Raw genomic sequence first — 16,409 nt, 5'->3', positions numbered from 1 at the left:
CTGACCCACTCCTGCGGTTCACGCGGCTCGGGGACGACCGGAGCCCAGATCCCCGTCCCGCCCGGGCGACGCTGACGACGTAACTCGAATTCCTCTCGCGTGGTCATGCACTCTGTGTACCCGCCTGCGTGGAACGTATGCCCGACAACATGGTCGTGATGGCCGCCATGACCCGCCTGGTGGCCTCTGCCAGCACTTCCGCGGTGAGTTCCCGGTCGTACAGGTCGGACAGGTCGACCGGCGCACCCGCGACGACCTCGATCCGCTTGCGCGGCAACAACCTCGGCAGGACCGTGCCCTTCGGCAGCAGCTCGTGCGTGCCCCACTCGGCGACCGGCACGACGGGCACCCTGGACTCCAGCGCCATCCGCGCCACCCCGGACTTGCCCTTCATCGGCCAGTGGTCGGGGTCGTCGGTGAACGTGCCCTCGGGGAACACCATCACGCACTCGCCGTCGCGCAACGCCTGCACCGCGGGCTTCAACGCCTCCGAGGCCTTCACCGTGCCGCGTTCGACGGGGATGTGCCCTCCCGACCGCATGACCCAGCCGATGACCGGTGTGCGCCACAGGGAGGCCTTCGCGAGCACGCGCGGCACCCGGTTCGACATCAGCGAGAACACCACGGCCGCCACGGTGTCCGCGTTGGACAGGTGGTTGAACGCGAGGATCACTCCCCCGCTGCCCGGCACGTGCTGCCTGCCGCGCACCCTCAGGCGCACGAACAGCACGACCACGGGCCACAGGACGTCGATCGCCAGCGAGAACCAGAATCCCCTGCCCCGGCGGGGCATCTTCCAGGTCCAGGCGGCCAGCTCCAGCGGTGTCACGCCTGGTATTCGAGCACGCCGGCGTTCTCAGTTCGGGTCAACTCGCCACGTTCGACGAGAACGTCCAGGTGAGCGGCCGTCTCCCCGATGGCCAGCACCTGGTTGAACATGTCGAGGTCGTCGAACCGGCGCTGCCGCCGCGTCCACCCGATCTTGCGCGCCGTCTCGAACGCACTGCCCGCCGCCGCCTTGGCGATCTCCTCCAGCCGCTGCTCGTGGTGGTGCAGCAGCTCGTCGACCCGTGCGTGCGAGCTGTCCGTCACCTCACCGTGCGCGGGCAGCAGTTTCAGGTCGGGCAGCTCGCGGGTGAGCCGCAGCGACGTCATGTAGTCGCCGAGCGGGAGTTCGGGCCGCAACGGCTCGAAGCCGATCGACGGCGTGATGTGCGGCAGCACGTGGTCACCGGAGAACAGCACCTTCGCCGTGCGGTCCACGAACACGACGTGCCCGCGCGTGTGCCCCGGCGTCGGGATGACCTCGAGCTCGCGGTGCTCCAGGTCGACGGTGGAGCGGACGAGCCACTCGTCGGGCTCCTCGTAGTCGCGCAGGGCCTCACCCCGGTCGACGTGGTGCATGATCTTGATCCACGTCTCGGCCAGCTCGCCCGCACCCCATTTGCGCAGGTCGGCGACGTGCTGGTCCTCCTGGCCGTGCAGCATGTGCAGCAGCGACGGCTGCTCGCCGAGCCCGAGCCCGATCTTGCTGCCGAACGTGCGGCGCAACGACACGGCCATCGTGAAGTGGTCGCGGTGGACGTGCGTGATGAGGAAGCGCTTGATGTCCTCGAAGCCCTTGTTCAACGTCCCGAGGGCGGCCTCGAGCTGGTCGCGCGCCTCGTCCAGCGCCCAGCCGGAGTCGACCAGGACCAGGCCGTCGCCGTCCTCGATGGCGTAGACGTTGACCGCGCGCAACCCGTCGTTGGGCAGCGGCAGCGGAATCCGGTGCACCCCTGGTGCGACCTCGAACGCGCCCGGCTCACTCCACACGCTCGCCCACCTCATTGTTAGCGCTCGCAACTATCTACCGGACGGTAACACGGTATTCCGGGTGCTTGTCGATGTACTTGGCGACAAACGGGCACAACGGGGAGATCTTGACATCCCTCGCCTTCACGTCGTCCAGCGCGTACTTCGCGAGCTGCGCGCCCAGGCCCTGCCCGGCGTACGCCTCGTCGACCTCGGTGTGCACGAGGGCGAGGACCTCGCCGACCTTGCGGTACTCGAGGAAGCCGGCGAGCTTGCCGTCCACGTGGACCTCGTACCGGCTCTCAGATTCGTTGTTGGTGACCACATCAACCATCTTGCCTCGGAAGATGGAAAATGGCAGGCATGGACGTCTACCTCCTGATCCTGGGTGACCACCTGCCCAACCCGTGCACCGGGCAGGAGGTGCCGCAGGCCGACCGGCTGCGCGCGATGATCGAGCAGGCGGTCGTGGCCGAGGAGTCCGGCTTCGCGGGAGTCGCCATCGGCGAACACCACTTCACCCGCTACATCGTCTCCGCCCCCGAACTCCTCCTGGCGGCGGTCGCGGCGCGCACGTCCAGCCTCAGGCTCTCCACCGGCGTCACGCTGCTCGCCCACCGCGACCCGGTGCTGGTGGCCGAGGCGCTGGCCACGCTGGACGTGCTGTCCGACGGCCGGGCCGAGCTGATCGTGGCGCGCGGGGTCGACCAGCAGACCGACGCGGCGTTCGGCGTGCAGCCCGGTGAGCTCCGCGCGCGTTTCGAGGAGCACCTGCGCCTGTTGCTGAAGCTCCTCGAAGAGCCCGAGGTCAGCTGGGACGGCAAGTTCCGCGGCCAGCTCAGCGAGGTGACCACGACCCCGCGCCCGGTGCAGACACCGAGGCCGACGGTGTGGATCGGCAGCGGGTCAGCGGTGTCGGCGGACCTGGGCGCGGAGCTGGAGATACCGCTGATGCTGCCGTCGACGCTCCGCGACCCGTCGATCTACCAGGAAGTCGTGCAGCGGTACCGCGAGCGCTTCCCCCACGGGCGCGTCGGTGTGCCCAGCCACGTGTTCGTGGCGCAGGACAACGCGCGGGAACGGTGGCGGCCGCATCTCGCCGAGTACGCGCGGTTCGCGGATCCGTGGCGTGGCGATGGTGACATCGATGTCGACGCCATCATGGACGGGGCCGCGGTGTGCGGGACGCCGGACGAGGTGGCGCAGCGGCTCAACGCGCTGGCGGAGCGGCTTTCCATCGACACGCACCTGGTGATGGTGGACATCGGGGGCATGCCGCACGAGTCGGTCATCGAGACGATCCGGTTGTTCGGGGCGGAAGTGCTGCCGAAACTTGTTTAACGCGAGCGGTGCCAAGGGTTAACACGGGCCCGGCAGGATCTACGGCGTGGGCATCAACGTCATCGGCATCACGCATCCTGGGCAGGTCGGGGCACTCCCCGGCGGCACGAACGTGCTGGTGCTGGCCGATGACGGCACGTTCGCCGACGAGTTCCTCGACACCGACCTCCACGCGCACCAGGTGGTGGTGCGCGCACACGGGCGCGGGTCGGCGTTCTTCGGGGTGGCGGACAAGGCCCGTGAGTTGGGTGCGGATCGGGTCCTCTTCGGTGGCGTGCACGACACCGCCGCCTCTCTCGCCACGGGAGAGGACCCCGTGCTCGTGCTCGGCACCAGGCCGCCCGGCGGTCCGATCGCGTGCAACGCGGCGTTCCTGGAGGAGCTCGTGAACTGGCCCCGGCCGGCGCGCGCGTACCGGGGCGACGTGGACCACTGGCTCGCCGAGAACGCGTTGAGGGAAGGCCTCCGCGTGGAATTGGTTTCCTGGCTGATGGAACCGACCGTCCCCATGCGACGGAAGTTGACGGCGTAGTCATCCGAAGGCGGAAGACACTGTCCTGCCGGTGAAATACCGTTCCTCTCGCGACCACGCGATGACGCGCACGCACCGCAGCTGAGAGGTTTCTCAGCGTGCCCACTCGGGGGCGGGTGCACACTGATTCAGGGTTCGTCTCAGGGGAGAACCTGAACCGGCGGTGCGGTGGCGTCGCTCAAGATGGTGCGCACAAGAGACCCACAGAGGGGAACAGACAGGTGAGCGCGTCCGAAGGTGTCGCGGCCAGAGCCGTCGACGTGTGGAAGTCCTACGGGTCCGGCGACGCCGCCGTGACCGCGCTCGCGGGGGTGAGCGTCGACCTGGAGAAGTCCAGGTTCACCGCGATCATGGGCCCGTCCGGGTCCGGCAAGTCGACGTTGATGCACTGCCTGGCAGGGCTCGACGACGTCACGAGCGGTGAGGTGTGGGTCGGTGACACCAAGGTCACCGGGCTCAAGGACCGCGGGCTCACGGAACTGCGGCGCGACAAGGTCGGTTTCATCTTCCAGCAGTTCAACCTGCTGCCGACGCTGACGGCGGAGGAGAACATCACGCTGCCGCTCGCGATCGGTGGCAAGAAGGTCGACAAGGCGTGGTTCGACGTCGTCGTCGACACGGTCGGTCTGCGTGACCGGCTCACGCACCGGCCGACGCAGCTCTCCGGCGGGCAGCAGCAGCGCGTGGCGTGTGCGCGTGCGCTCGTGTCCCGTCCCGACGTGGTGTTCGCGGACGAGCCGACGGGCAACCTCGACTCGCAGTCCGGCGCCGAGGTGCTCGCGTTCCTGCAGCGGTCCGCGCGCGAGTTCGGCCAGACGATCGTGATGGTCACGCACGACGCGAACGCCGCTTCGTACGCCGACCGCGTCATCTTCCTCAAGGACGGCCAGATCGTCCGCGAACTGCTGTCGCCGTCGGCGGACGAGGTCCTCGACACGATGAAGCACCTCGACTCAGTGGTCGCGGTGCCGCATGTTTAAGGCGACCATCAAGAGCTTGCTCTCGCGCAAGCTCAGACTCGTGCTGTCCGCGCTCGCCGTGGTGCTGGGCGTGATGTTCGTGTCCGGTTCGTTCGTGCTCACCGACACCCTGCAGCGGTCGTTCACCGACCTGTTCTCGTCGGCGTTCGCCAACGTGGACGTTTCGGTGTCGCCGAAGGCGGAGAAGGGCAAGGAGCCGGAACCGCTGACGCCGCAGGCGATCGACGACGTGAAGGCCGTGCCGGGAGTGGCGTCCGCCGTCGGTGACGTGCAGGGCTCCGCCCGGCCGATCGGCAAGAACAACAAGGTGATGACCACCGGCGGTGCGCCGCGGTTCGGGTTCAACTGGACCGGCACCGGGCAGGAGAAGATCCGCGACGGCGGCAGGGCACCGGCCGCCGACGACGAGGTCGTGGTCGGCGCCTACCTGGCGTCGAGCGGCGGGTTCGAGGTCGGCGACGACATCGCCTTGCTGACGCTGGAGCCCAAGAAGACCTTCAAGATCACCGGCGTCTTCGAGTACGCGGGTGGCCGCGAGTCGCTGGGCGGCGAGCTCGCTGTCGCGTTCACCCAGCCGGTCGCGCAGAAGTTGTTGCTGGGCCAGGAGAACGTGTTCTCCGGCATCACCGTCACGGCGGCGAACGGCACGTCCGACGACGCCCTGCGCGACGCGGTGGCGGCGAAGCTCGGCGCGAACTACGACGTGAAGACCGGGGCCACCCTCGCGAAGGAGCAGGCCGACCAGATCAACGAGGGCCTGAAGTTCTTCAACTACGTGCTGCTCGGGTTCGCGGGCATCGCGTTGTTCGTCGGCATCTTCATCATCCTCAACACGTTCTCCATCATCGTCGCCCAGCGCACGCGGGAACTGGCGCTGCTGCGGTCGATGGGCGCCTCGCGCGGCCAGGTCATCGGCTCCGTGGTGATGGAGGCGTTCGTGATCGGCCTGATCGCGTCGATCGTCGGTCTCGGGGCAGGGGTCGGCGTCGGGGCGCTGCTCGCGAAGATCTTCAGCTCGCTCGGCGGTTCCAGCCTGCAACTCGCGGGCATCGGGGTGCCGATGTCGGCGGTGATCTCGTCGTTCGCGGTGGGCATCGTGGTCACGATGATCGCGGCGGTCACGCCGGCGCTGCGGGCGTCGCGGATCGCGCCGGTCGCGGCGATGCGCGAGGCGGCCACCCCGGACCGGCCGCTGACGAAGATCACGATCACCGGCGCGCTGGTCGCGGCGGCGGGCGGCACGGCTCTGGGCTTCGGCTTCCAGCAGGCCTCGCTGCCGTTGATCTTCGGCGGCATCCTGGTGGCGTTCGTCGGTGTCGCGCTGCTGACGCCGGTGCTGTCCAAGCCGATGGTGTCGTTGATCGGCCGCCTGCTGTCGTGGTCGATGCCGGGGTTGCTGGGGCGCCGCAACTCCGCGCGCAACCCGCGCCGCACGGCGATCACCGCGGCCGCGCTGATGGTCGGCATCTCGCTGATCACCGGGGTGAGCGTGGTGCTGACGTCGGCGACCAAGTCGATCGAGAAGCTGGCCTCCGGTCAGCTGCAGACCGACCTGATCATCTCCGGCGAGGGCCAGATGGAGGGCCGGCCGGCGACGTTCGGGCCGGACGTGCTGACGAAGATCGAGAAGACCGACGGCGTCGAGTCGGCGGTCGGCTGGTCGTCGGACGGCGTGTTGCAGGGCGAGGACCAGATGTTCGGCATCGCGGTCACGAACATGCCCGCGCTGAAGACCATGTTCGCGCTGAAGCCCGAGTCCGGTGACCTGGTTCAGCTGAAGGACGACCAGATCGGGCTGCCGGAGGACCTGGCGACCGACAAGGGCTGGAACGTCGGCACGCAGGTGTCGTTGCAGCTGGCCAAGGCGAGCGCGCCGAAGACGTTCACGGTCGCGTTCGTCTGGGCGAAGTCGCAGGTGTTGCAGGGCGCGATCGTGCTGCCGCCCTCGGCGTCGAAGGAGTTCCGCTCCGACGGCATCGGGCAGGCGTTCGTCCAGGTGAAGCCGGGCACGAACGTGGCGGACGTGCAGAAGCGCGTCGAGCCGCTGCTCGCCGACAACCCGGAGATCACCGTCCAGGACCGCAGCGGGTTCGTGAAGCAGACGACCTCGCAGTTCGACACGGTCCTGCTGATGATCCAGATCCTGCTGGCGCTGGCGATCCTGATCGCGGTCCTCGGCGTCATCAACACCCTGGCGCTGTCGGTGATCGAACGGACCCGCGAGCTCGGTCTGCTGCGCGCCATCGGCATGCGGCGGGCGCAGGTGATGCGGATGATCACCGTCGAGTCGGTGGTGATCTCGGTGTTCGGCGCGGTGCTCGGCCTCGCGGTCGGTCTCGCCCTGGGCGTCGCGACCGTGCAGGCGTTGAAGGACCAGGGCATCTCGGAGCTCGGGTTCCCGTGGATGACCATGGTCCAGTACCTGGTGGTCGCGGCGTTCGTCGGCGTGATCGCCGCGATCCTGCCCGCGATCCGCGCGGCCCGGCTCAACGTGCTGGACGCGATCGCCTACGAGTGAGTGCGGGGGGTGCTGTGCCGGGCCGTCGCTGTGGCCGGCACAGCACCCCCTTTCGGCTCACGCGTGCGGGCAGGTGTCCCGGTAGGCGCTGATCAGCGTGTTGGGCGCGGGCGCCGGGCACAGGAACTGGTCGTAGCGCACGTCGTCGTCGACGAACCGCTTGAGCCACGACAGCGTGTACTTGCGCACCGTCACGTTGTCGCTGCGCGGCGCCGAGTGGTCGCCGCCCCGCAACTCCAGGAACGCCTTGTCGGGCGCGGCCGTGATCGAGTTGTAGAACGGCGTCGAGTGCTGCGAGTTCGGTGCGGTCGGGTCGTTCTGGCCGCCGAGCACCAGGGTCGGCACCTGGACCGCCGACCAGTTCTTGGTGGTGTGCCAGCCGGCCATCGGGATCGAGGCCTGCAGCGCGGGGCGGGTCGCGGAAGCGCGCAACGCTCCCCCGCCGCCCATCGAGTGCCCCATCACGGCGAGGCGTGAGGCGTCGACGCGCGGGTTCGTCCGCACCGCGTAGTCGAGCGCCGCGAGCAGCTGGCGGCCGCGGCTGTCCGGGTCGTCGAGCGTGGACAGGGTGTTGATGGTGATCACGACGAACCCGTAGGACGCCAGCCTCGGGCCGAAGTGCGCCACGGACGTCTGCGTGGCGGTGAAGCCGGGCGAGACGGCGATCGCGCCGAACGTGAGGTCGCTGGTCGGGGTGTAGATGGTGCCGCCGCCGAAGTTCGACTGGCGGGCGATGGCGGCGGAGGTCACGGCGAACGTGCCCCGGGAGGCCTCGACGGACGCGGCCGTGGGTGCCGGGCCGCGTTCGTAGGGGTTGGCCGCCGCGGTGGCGACGGCGGGGGCGGTGGCTGGGATCAGCGCCAGGACCAGCGCCGCAAGCACAGGTTTGATGCGCACGACGAAGACACCTCGATTGGTTGCAGGGGAACCAAAAGCGACGGCGGGACTCACGCTACCGCCCGGTAGGGGTGGGCGGATTCGGCCACATGGATGGTTACCGGGATGTTTCGGCCGCGTTGGGACGCCGGACGCCGGGTGGTCGCCGCGGCCTTCGACGCCGTTCGACGGACGGTCGTCGAATTCGACGCGGTCACCCAGCGCAGCGGACCGGGACGTTGTCGTCCTGTCCAGTCACCGAAGAGGCGGTATGCGGCGAATCAGACGGCCCACAAGGGTGATCCAGTGCCCACACGGAGACAGTTCCTCGTTCTGAGCTCCACAGCAGCACTCACCGGTCTGCTGTCGGAGACTCCCGCGTCCGCCGCCGCCGAAACCGCGCAGCCGTACGCGTCCTACTGGCATCCGGCCACGATCCTCGACTGGGATCCGGCGACGGACCGGGACGCGCGGTACAACCGCAGCACGGTGCCCCTGGCCAGGCGGGTCGTCCCGGCCAGACCGGCCAACGCGCACGCCCATCCGAACGAGGCCCGCGTGCAGGCGCTGGTGGCGTACGCGCCGACGAGCGGCAACCCCGCCCAGGGCGCGCTCGACATGAACTACTACGCCACGAACTACTGGCAGTACATCGACGAGCTGGTGTTCTGGGGCGGCAGCGCGTCCGAGGGCCTGATCCTCGCTCCCAACCCGACCGTCACCGACGCCGCGCACCGCAACGGCGTGAAGGTCATCGGCAACGTGTTCCTGCCGCCGACCGCGTACGGCGGCCAGATCCAGTGGGTCCGCGACTTCGTGCGGCGCGAGGGCGACCGGTTCCCGGTGGCGGACAAGATGGTCCAGGTCGCGCGCCATTACGGGTTCGACGGCTGGTTCCTCAACCAGGAGACGGCCGGCGGCAACACCCAGCTCGCCAACGACATGCGCGACTTCATCGTGTACCTGAAGAAGTCCGGGCTGCGGGTCATCTGGTACGACGCGATGACGGACTCCGGGTCGGTCAGCTGGCAGAACGCCCTGACCGCGCGCAACCGGATGTTCTTCGAGCCGTCCGACGAGATGTTCCTGAACTTCTGGTGGAGCGCGTCGGGATTGCAGAACTCGGCGGCGCTCGCGCGGCAGATGGGCCGCAGCCCGTACGACCTGGCGTCCGGCGTGGACGTCGAGGCCAACGGTTACAACACCGGTGTCAGCTGGGCGTCGGTGTTCCCCGAGAACCAGCCGCACGTCACGTCGCTCGGCTTCTACCGTCCGGAGTGGACGTTCAAGTCGGCGGCGAGCCCGGCGGACTTCTACGCGCGCGACAACAGGTTCTGGGTCGGCCAGAACGGCGACCCGGCCAACACCGCCACGACGTCCAGCTGGAAGGGCGTCGCCCACTACGTCACCGAGCTGACGCCGATCACGAGCCTGCCGTTCGTCACGAACTTCAACACCGGCCACGGCCGCAAGTTCGCCGTCAACGGCACGGTCCGCTCGACACAGCAGTGGAACAACCTGTCGTTGCAGGACGTCCTGCCCACGTGGCGGTGGAGTGTGAGCGGCACCGGCACGAAGGTCACGCCGTCGCTCGACTGGGACGACCCGTACGACGGCGGCACGGCGCTGAAGATCACCGGCACACCCCAGCAGGCCAACGACGTCCGCCTGTTCGCGACCTCGCTCGCCGTCACCGGCACCACCCAGTTCGAGGTCGTCCACCGCACCGGCACCGGGCCGTCCCGGCTCCAGGCGGTGCTGCGGTTCGGCACCACCGAACGCGTCCTCGACCTCGGCGGCGTGAGCGGGGCGTGGCGGCGCAGCGTCTTCCCGCTCGGCGAGCACTCCGGCGCGACGCTGACGGAGATCTCGTTGCGGGTCCTGCCCGGCGCGGCCGTCACCGCGCTGATCGGCCGGATCGGCGTCACGAACCCGGTCATGACCGGGCCCGCGGCGCCGACGAACCTGGCCGTCGAGCAGGTGAGCCGCACCGACGCCACCACGGCGTCGGCACGGCTCACCTGGACGAGGTCGCCGAACGTCCGGCAGTACCGGGTCTACAAGTGGACCGGCACCGAACGGATCTTCCTCGGCGGCACCGCGAACGACGCGTACTTCGTGCCCGCCATCCCGCTGGCGAGCGGTGAGACCGCGCAGATCGAGGTCGAAGCGGTCAGCGAGGCGTTCGACGTCTCGCCTCCCGCTCGGATCTCGATCACTGGTACACCCTGACGTAGTCCAGCACCATGTCCTGCGGCAGCTGCGTCCCGGCCCCCGGCGGGCCGGGCCAGTCGCCGCCGACGGCGTTGTTGATGATCAGGAAGAACGGGTGGTCGTAGACCCACGGTCCCCTGGTCGTCTCCAGCACCTCGCGGTCGACGGTGAAGAACCTGGTGCCGTCCACCGAGAACGTCATGTGGCTCGAGTCCCACTCCACCGCGAACGTCCGGAACGCCGACGAGGCCGGTGCGCCGAGCTCCAGCGGCGACCCGTAGCCGCCCGCGCCGAAGTACGCGGGCGCGTGCAGCGTCGAGTACACGCGGTTCGGTTCCTTGCCGACGTGCTCCATGATGTCGATCTCGCCGGTGTAGGGCCACGGCCTGCGCTGGTCGAAGAAGTCCGCGCCCAGCATCCAGAACGCCGGCCACAGGCCCTGCGTCGACGACACCTTGATGCGCGCCTCGACGCGGCCGTAGGTGAAGGTGAACTTGCCGTAGGTGTTGAGCCGCGCGGACGTGTACTGGCAGGTCCCGCTGCCGCTCACCGGGTCCACCGGGCACGCGCTGCCGGGCGTCACCTCACGCCGGGCCTGCAACACCAGGTTGCCGTTGCCGTCGTGCCGGGCGTTGTTGTTGTTCGTGTAGTACTGCAGCTCGTTGTTCACCCCCGGCCCGGTCTCCGGCGTCCACTTCGAGGCGTCCGGCGCGGTGCCCGCGGGGGCGTTGAACTCGTCCGACCACACCAGACGGCCGGGGAACGACGGGTTCGGCGGCAACGGCGGCGGCGTGACCGGCGCGCCACCCGTGCCGTAGACCTGGAACTCCCACAACGAGTAGCCGTAGCCGTTGGACCGCGCGGTGCCGTACATCCGCACGTACCGGCCGGAGCCGCTGACCGTCAGGGTCTCCTTGAACCCGCGTCCGGTCGTGGTCGAGTAGATCTGCCGCCAGTTCGCGTTGTCGTCGGAGACCTCGAGGCGGTAGGCCGTCGCGAAGGCCGGGTCCCACTGCAGCACGACCTTCGAGATCTGCGCGGGAGCACCGAGGTCGACGGAGATCCAGCCCGGATCGACCCAGCCGTTCGTCGCGCTGGTCGCCCAGCGGGTGGCCGGATCGCGGTCGAACGCCTTGGCGGGCGTGCACCCGCCGCAGTTCGCGTCGTCCTGGAACGTCGAGGCCGTGCCGGACTTCCCGTACGACAGCAGGGTTTCCCCGCCACCGCCGTCGCGGGTGCCGAACACCTGGAACTCCCACAGCGAGTACCCCCACTGCGTGGCCCGCTGGGTCAGGTCGAGCCGCACGTACCGGCCGGTGCCGGACACGGGCAACGTCTCGGTGCCGCCAGGCCCGGTCGTCGTTCGACGAAGTTCCTGCCAGCTGGTGCCGTTCGAGGAGATGCTCAGCGTGTAGGCCCGCGCGCTGGCGGACTCCCAGGCCAGCACCACCTGGTCGACCCGCGCGGACGAGCCCAGGTCGATCTGGATCCACTGCGGGTCGCTGAACGTGCTGGACCAGCGCGTACCGAGATCGCCGTCGACCGCGGCCGCCGCCCCGAACGCGACGTTCTCGCTGCTCGAGGCGGTGACCGGACGGTTCTGCGAGATCAGCGGCCCCGCGGCCGACGCGGTCACGGGAACGATCAGGGCGGCCACGGCGAGCGCCGCGACCACCAGAGGAAATCTTCCGCGTTGAAGCCTTCCTGACATGGACGCTCCTGGGTCGGAGAACAAGAGGTGACGGCGAGAGAGCGCTCTCTTGCGACAGGAGTTCGGCACCGAGAGTCAGGGCAGCGGACACGCCCTGTCAAGAAAACCGGGACTTCTGAACGTTTCTTGCGGATTGACGGCCGATTGCGGGCTGCGCCATGCTCGAATGGCGTGAGAGCGCTCTCCCAATCCTGCTGCGGAGAGGAAAGCTTCAATGAGGAAGCGTCTGTTCCACATCGCCGCCGTCATCGGGCTGATAGCCACGGCACTCAGCATTCCCGTTGCGGCACAAGGAGAACCGGTCCGCGTGGCCGAGTTCCTCGCGGAGTGTCCGATCAGTCACCGGTTGCCGGACGACCCGATCGTCCTGCCGAACCTCGCCGGTGCCTCGCACATGCACGACTTCTTCGGCAACCACTCGACGAACGCGCGGTCCACCCAGCAGTCGCTGGAGGGCCAGACCGGCAACTGCAACCCGGTCGCGGACATCTCGTCGTACTGGGTGCCGACGCTCTACCGGGACAACACCCCGATCGCCCCCACCGGCGTCACCTTCTACTACCTCGGTGAGGGCGTGAACAACCCGGCGGCGATCCAGCCCACCCCGTACGGGCTCAAGATCGTGGCGGGCAACGCGAAAGCCACGGGCGACGCCGACAGCATCGCCCGCTGGTCCTGCCTGCACGCCGGACACGTCAACCCGTCCAAGAACTTCGTGACCTGCCCGGCGGGCACGATGCTCGAGACCTACCTGGACTTCCCGCAGTGCTGGGACGGCCGCAACCTCGACTCGGCCGACCACAAGTCCCACATGGCCTACCCGGTCGCGGGCGGCTGCGCGGCGAGCCACCCCGTCCCGGTGCCGAAGCTCCGCATGGTGCTGAGGTACCCGGTCAACGGCAGCACCGCCGGACTCCGCCTGGCATCCGGGACGGGGCAGACGATGCACGGCGACTTCTTCAACGTGTGGCCGCGGGCCGAGATGGAACGCCGCGTCCGCAACTGCATCAACGTGGTGATCAAGTGCGACCACGCCGGCAACCACGGGTAGCTGTTCTCCTGCTGGCAGGCCTTCTCGCGGCCTGCCAGCAGGCTCCACCTCCCGCGCCACCGGTCCCGTCGACCAACGAGAACGCTTACGGCGCAACGGAACGGGCGTTCGTCGAGCTGGCGATCGCGACCGACGAGCAGGCGCTCAAGTTGCTCGGCCTCACCGATCGCGCCGATCTCAGGGAGAACCGGACCATCGAGCTCACCGCACTGCGCAAGCTCCTCGACGCGCCGTACGTGAACCAGCACGCCGGGCACGACATGCCGGGCATGCCGACGGACGCCGAGATCGCGCTCGCCGCCACCAGCCGGGACGCACGGGACCAGTTCGTGCGCACGCACCTCACCGAGTCGCTGGAGGTGGTGCGGTCGGCGGGTTCGGCGATCAGGCACCCGCCGACCGCCGAGGTCGTGCGGCTCATGGAGAGCCACCGCACGGCCGAGCTGGCGGCGGGGTGAAGCGCGTGACCCTGGAGGAGGTGGCCCGCGTGGCCGGGGTGTCGCGTGCGACCGCGTCGAGAGTGGTCAACGGCGCGTCCAGCGTCGACGAGTCGCTGCGGCACGCCGTCGAGAAGGCCATCTCCAGCACGGGTTACCTGCCGAACATCGCCGCGCGCTCGCTCGTCACCCGCCGCGCCGACGCCATCGGCCTGCTGCTGCCCGACGAACGCCGGATGGACGGCGACCCGCACCTCGCGAGCGTGGTCAGCGGCGTGACGAGGGTCGTGCGCCCGCTCGGCATCCACCTGGTGCTGATGATGACCGGGCCGGGCACCCGCGAGCAGGCGCTGAGCGACCTGCGGTGCGGGCGCCTGGACGGCGTGATCCTCGTGCACACCGACCCGGCGGACCCGGTGCCGGGCCGGCTGATCGCGGCCGGGCTGCCGGTCGTGCTCGCGGGCCGTCCGCTCAAACCGATGCCGATCACCTACGTCGACGTGAACCAGACGGCCGGCGCCGCGCTCGCCGGAAGACGACTCAAGTCGTTGCGGTGCGGGCGGATCGCCACGATCACCGGCCCGCAGGACACCCCGGCGGGCCAGGACCGGCTGGCCGGGTTCCTCGCCGAGGTGCCGGACGCCGTGGTGGTGCACGGCGACTTCACCCGCCAGTCCGGCGTGCGGGCGATGGAACAACTGCTGCGCTGCTGCCCCGACGTCGACGGCGTGTTCGTCGCCTCCGACCTGATGGCGAACGGCGCGATCCCGGTGCTGCACCGCGCGGGGCGCAAGGTCCCCGACGACGTGGCGGTCGTGGGGTTCGACGACAGCAGTGCCGCGCTGACCACCGAACCCGAGCTCACGACCGTGCGGCAGCCGATCACCGACATGGCCGCGGAGATGGCGAGGCAACTGCTGCGCCAGCTCGCCGCGCCGCACTCCCCCGCCACCTCAGTGGTCTTCGAACCCTCGTTGGTGGTGCGGGAGAGCGGCTGAACACAGGTCCTAGGAACGCACCCGCACCGGGGCGTTCCGCACGATGACCCAGGTGAGACCGAGCGCGACCACGAACGCGGCCAGCGACAGCAGGTGCCAGCCCGCGCCCACCGCGGTCGGCAGGTTCGGGACGATCGGCCAGCGGCCCGCCCCGGGGATGTGCGTGGTCGAGATGATCGCCAGCACGAACCCGACCGGCACCGAGAACACGCCGGCGGAGCCGTACCGGTCGAAGGCGGCCGCGCAGAACATGCCGACCGCCGTCCACACCAGGAACATCAGGACGTACGCCAGCGGCGAGCCGTGCTCGTCGGCCTGCCAGTCCATCAGCGCGTAGATCCCGCCCTCCGCGACGAACCCGAGCCAGCCGAGCAGCGCCGCCACGGCCGCGAGCGCCACCGAGAACGCCGACGCGGCCAGGAAGAACTCCCGGCGGGTGCGGCCGTGCGCGACGGCGATCGGCAGCACGTTGTGGACCAGGTAGATGCCGACCCAGAACAGGAACCAGCGCGCGACCTGCGACATCACCACGTTCCACGCGCTGATCTCGACGTCCTTGAAGGCGGACACCACGAACGTGAGCACGACGGCGAACGCGAAAGCGCCCAGTGCGGCCAGCGCGCAGAACGCGCCGAGCGCCGAGGCCAGGTGCCGGAAGATCTTCACCGCTTGCCTCCGACCGGGTCGGTGAGGTGCACGAACAGGTCCTGCAACGCGATCGGCCCGAGTTCCAGCCCGAGCTGCCGCGCCCGCACGAGCTGGTCGTCGTCCAGCGTGCCGTAGACCATCGCGGCCTTGGTGCGCCCCAACGACTTCTCGCTCAGCACGGTCAGCGTCGCGGTGAACTCGTCGACGTCGGCGGCGTTGCCGGTGACCTCGGTGCCGCGCGAGCGCAGCACGTCGGCCTCCTCCTGGAGCACCAGCCGGCCGGCGTCGATGATCACGACCTCCTCCAGCAGCGAGGCCAGCTCCTCGATCAGGTGAGTGGAGAGGATGATCGTGCGCGGGTGCGCCATGAAGTCGTTGAGCAGCGCGTCGTAGAACGCGTACCGCGTCGGCGTGTCCATGCCGAGGTGCGCCTCGTCGAGCATCGTCAGCGGCGACCGGCTGGCGAGCCCGATCACGACGCCGAGCGCGGACCGCTGTCCGAGCGACAGCGCGCCCACCTTGGTCTTCAGCCCGATCTTGAACAGCTCGGCGAGTTCGAGCGCGTAGTCGTTGTCCCACGTGTCCCGCCAGGCCGCGCCGTACTCCAGCACGTACGAGACCTTGTCCCCCTTGTCCGCGGCGTCGGCCGAGTGCCGGACCAGGCACACCTGGCGCATCGCGGCGGCGTTCTCGAAGACGGGTGCTCCGTCGAGCTGAACGCTTCCTGAAGGCTTGCGGTAGCCCGCGAGCGCCGACATCAGGCTGGTCTTGCCCGAGCCGTTGCGCCCCAGCAGGCCGTAGATCTTGTTGCCGGCCAGGGAGAAGCTCATGTCGTCGATGGCCGTCACGTCGCCGTAGCGGACGCTTAAACCCTGCACGTCGATCTGCATCACACGCCCCCGTTGTCCTCGTGCTGCTCGATCCTGCGGATGACCTCCGCGAGCGGAATGCCGATGGCGCGCGCCTCCGCCACCATCGGGTCCACGACCTCGCCGAAGAAGGTCTCCCTCCCCTGTGCCCGCAGCATGTCGCGAGCCTGCGCGCTCACGAACATCCCGATCCCCCTCTTCTTGTAGAGCACCTGCTCGTCCACGAGCTGCTGGAACGCCTTCGCGGCCGTCGCCGGGTTGATCCGGTAGTAGGAGGCGTACTGGTTGGTCGACATGACCTGCTCATCCGCCTTCAACGCCCCGCTGAGCACGTCCGCCTTGATCCGGTCGGCGATCTGCCGGTAGATCGGGCTCCGGTCGTCGAACATCGCTAGTTCCCTGGTTCGTTACTCATGTAATGAACCATAGCAGCGACGAGG

The 16,409-nt window shown here is 69.2% G+C and carries 16 protein-coding genes; 8 read left to right on the top strand and 8 right to left on the bottom strand.

Translation table 11 applies throughout. The annotated features are described in order from the left end of the window. Nucleotides 1-103: 103 nt before the first annotated feature. Genes QSK25_RS00500 through QSK25_RS00490 form a run of 3 tightly spaced genes read right to left on the bottom strand, consistent with a single transcriptional unit; the run spans nucleotide 104 to nucleotide 2,119 of the window. Nucleotides 104-829, bottom strand: a complete 726-nt coding sequence (locus QSK25_RS00500) for a lysophospholipid acyltransferase family protein (RefSeq protein WP_352235698.1) — start codon at nucleotides 827-829, stop codon at nucleotides 104-106. Beyond that, the gene (locus tag QSK25_RS00495; RefSeq protein ID WP_285630743.1) at nucleotides 826-1,830 is read right to left on the bottom strand and encodes an MBL fold metallo-hydrolase; all 1,005 of its coding nucleotides are present in this window, start codon (nucleotides 1,828-1,830) and stop codon (nucleotides 826-828) included. Before QSK25_RS00495 ends, QSK25_RS00500 begins: the two co-directional genes overlap by 4 nt. 19 nt (nucleotides 1,831-1,849) lie before the next feature. Beyond that, nucleotides 1,850-2,119: a GNAT family N-acetyltransferase gene (locus QSK25_RS00490; protein ID WP_285630741.1), complete on the bottom strand. Its 270-nt coding sequence runs from the start codon at nucleotides 2,117-2,119 to the stop codon at nucleotides 1,850-1,852. Between the two features lie 38 nt (nucleotides 2,120-2,157). On the opposite strand from QSK25_RS00490, the gene QSK25_RS00485 reads away from it, so the two are divergent. The 4 genes from QSK25_RS00485 to QSK25_RS00470 all read left to right on the top strand — a co-directional run bounded on the left by QSK25_RS00485 (nucleotide 2,158) and on the right by QSK25_RS00470 (nucleotide 7,165). Further along, nucleotides 2,158-3,135: an LLM class flavin-dependent oxidoreductase gene (locus tag QSK25_RS00485; protein WP_285630739.1), complete on the top strand. Its 978-nt coding sequence runs from the start codon at nucleotides 2,158-2,160 to the stop codon at nucleotides 3,133-3,135. Between the two features lie 46 nt (nucleotides 3,136-3,181). Further along, complete coding sequence (locus QSK25_RS00480) at nucleotides 3,182-3,667, top strand: hypothetical protein (protein ID WP_285630736.1); 486 nt, start codon at nucleotides 3,182-3,184, stop codon at nucleotides 3,665-3,667. 221 nt (nucleotides 3,668-3,888) lie between these two features. Beyond that, the gene (locus tag QSK25_RS00475) at nucleotides 3,889-4,647 is read left to right on the top strand and encodes an ABC transporter ATP-binding protein (RefSeq protein WP_285630733.1); all 759 of its coding nucleotides are present in this window, start codon (nucleotides 3,889-3,891) and stop codon (nucleotides 4,645-4,647) included. Beyond that, on the top strand, nucleotides 4,640-7,165 hold the full coding sequence (locus tag QSK25_RS00470) for an ABC transporter permease (RefSeq protein WP_285630730.1): 2,526 nt from the start codon (nucleotides 4,640-4,642) through the stop codon (nucleotides 7,163-7,165). The genes QSK25_RS00475 and QSK25_RS00470 overlap by 8 nt, the downstream gene beginning before the upstream one ends. Nucleotides 7,166-7,222: 57 nt before the next feature. Here the strand turns inward: QSK25_RS00470 and QSK25_RS00465 are convergent, their stop codons facing one another. Continuing rightward, entirely contained in the window at nucleotides 7,223-8,062 is an 840-nt protein-coding gene (locus tag QSK25_RS00465) for a dienelactone hydrolase family protein (RefSeq protein ID WP_285630727.1), read from the bottom strand. A 285-nt stretch (nucleotides 8,063-8,347) separates the two neighbouring features. Between QSK25_RS00465 and QSK25_RS00460 the strand changes: the two genes are divergently transcribed. Next, nucleotides 8,348-10,273: an endo-beta-N-acetylglucosaminidase gene (locus QSK25_RS00460; protein WP_285630725.1), complete on the top strand. Its 1,926-nt coding sequence runs from the start codon at nucleotides 8,348-8,350 to the stop codon at nucleotides 10,271-10,273. On the opposite strand, the gene QSK25_RS00455 is transcribed toward QSK25_RS00460, so the two are convergent. Then, nucleotides 10,257-11,966: a discoidin domain-containing protein gene (locus QSK25_RS00455; RefSeq protein WP_285630723.1), complete on the bottom strand. Its 1,710-nt coding sequence runs from the start codon at nucleotides 11,964-11,966 to the stop codon at nucleotides 10,257-10,259. The two genes, QSK25_RS00460 and QSK25_RS00455, sit on opposite strands and share 17 nt — an antisense overlap. Nucleotides 11,967-12,180: 214 nt before the next feature. On the opposite strand from QSK25_RS00455, the gene QSK25_RS00450 reads away from it, so the two are divergent. The 3 genes from QSK25_RS00450 to QSK25_RS00440 are packed head-to-tail and all read left to right on the top strand — an operon-like array spanning nucleotide 12,181 to nucleotide 14,452. After that, complete coding sequence (locus tag QSK25_RS00450) at nucleotides 12,181-13,017, top strand: DUF1996 domain-containing protein (RefSeq protein WP_285630721.1); 837 nt, start codon at nucleotides 12,181-12,183, stop codon at nucleotides 13,015-13,017. Beyond that, nucleotides 12,990-13,475, top strand: a complete 486-nt coding sequence (locus QSK25_RS00445) for a hypothetical protein (RefSeq protein ID WP_285630719.1) — start codon at nucleotides 12,990-12,992, stop codon at nucleotides 13,473-13,475. Before QSK25_RS00450 ends, QSK25_RS00445 begins: the two co-directional genes overlap by 28 nt. Before the next feature lie 5 nt (nucleotides 13,476-13,480). Further along, entirely contained in the window at nucleotides 13,481-14,452 is a 972-nt protein-coding gene (locus QSK25_RS00440) for a LacI family DNA-binding transcriptional regulator (RefSeq protein WP_285630717.1), read from the top strand. Between the two features lie 9 nt (nucleotides 14,453-14,461). Here the strand turns inward: QSK25_RS00440 and QSK25_RS00435 are convergent, their stop codons facing one another. From QSK25_RS00435 to QSK25_RS00425, 3 genes are read right to left on the bottom strand one after another with little or no spacing between them, the layout of a single operon-like run. Then, the gene (locus QSK25_RS00435; protein WP_285630713.1) at nucleotides 14,462-15,118 is read right to left on the bottom strand and encodes a hypothetical protein; all 657 of its coding nucleotides are present in this window, start codon (nucleotides 15,116-15,118) and stop codon (nucleotides 14,462-14,464) included. Beyond that, nucleotides 15,115-15,990 carry an ATP-binding cassette domain-containing protein gene (locus QSK25_RS00430; protein WP_285630709.1) on the bottom strand — a complete coding sequence of 292 codons (876 nt, stop codon included), beginning with the start codon at nucleotides 15,988-15,990 and terminating at the stop codon, nucleotides 15,115-15,117. Before QSK25_RS00430 ends, QSK25_RS00435 begins: the two co-directional genes overlap by 4 nt. Then, on the bottom strand, nucleotides 15,990-16,358 hold the full coding sequence (locus QSK25_RS00425) for a GntR family transcriptional regulator (protein WP_285630706.1): 369 nt from the start codon (nucleotides 16,356-16,358) through the stop codon (nucleotides 15,990-15,992). Before QSK25_RS00425 ends, QSK25_RS00430 begins: the two co-directional genes overlap by 1 nt. Nucleotides 16,359-16,409 lie beyond the last annotated feature (51 nt).

The organism is Lentzea sp. NBRC 102530 (assembly GCF_030269365.1).
Taxonomy (GTDB): Bacteria; Actinomycetota; Actinomycetes; order Mycobacteriales; family Pseudonocardiaceae; genus Lentzea.
This window is presented reverse-complemented; position numbering and strand designations above follow the sequence as displayed.

Excerpts from the sequence above, each read along its gene's own strand:
- QSK25_RS00495 (WP_285630743.1), bottom strand. The coding sequence starts at position 1,830 with ATGAGGTGGGCGAGCGTGTGGAGTGAGCCGGGCGCGTTCGAGGTCGCA.
- QSK25_RS00485 (WP_285630739.1), top strand. The coding sequence starts at position 2,158 with ATGGACGTCTACCTCCTGATCCTGGGTGACCACCTGCCCAACCCGTGC.
- QSK25_RS00470 (WP_285630730.1), top strand. The coding sequence starts at position 4,640 with ATGTTTAAGGCGACCATCAAGAGCTTGCTCTCGCGCAAGCTCAGACTC.
- QSK25_RS00455 (WP_285630723.1), bottom strand. The coding sequence starts at position 11,966 with ATGTCAGGAAGGCTTCAACGCGGAAGATTTCCTCTGGTGGTCGCGGCG.
- QSK25_RS00450 (WP_285630721.1), top strand. The coding sequence starts at position 12,181 with ATGAGGAAGCGTCTGTTCCACATCGCCGCCGTCATCGGGCTGATAGCC.
- QSK25_RS00430 (WP_285630709.1), bottom strand. The coding sequence starts at position 15,990 with ATGCAGATCGACGTGCAGGGTTTAAGCGTCCGCTACGGCGACGTGACG.
- QSK25_RS00425 (WP_285630706.1), bottom strand. The coding sequence starts at position 16,358 with ATGTTCGACGACCGGAGCCCGATCTACCGGCAGATCGCCGACCGGATC.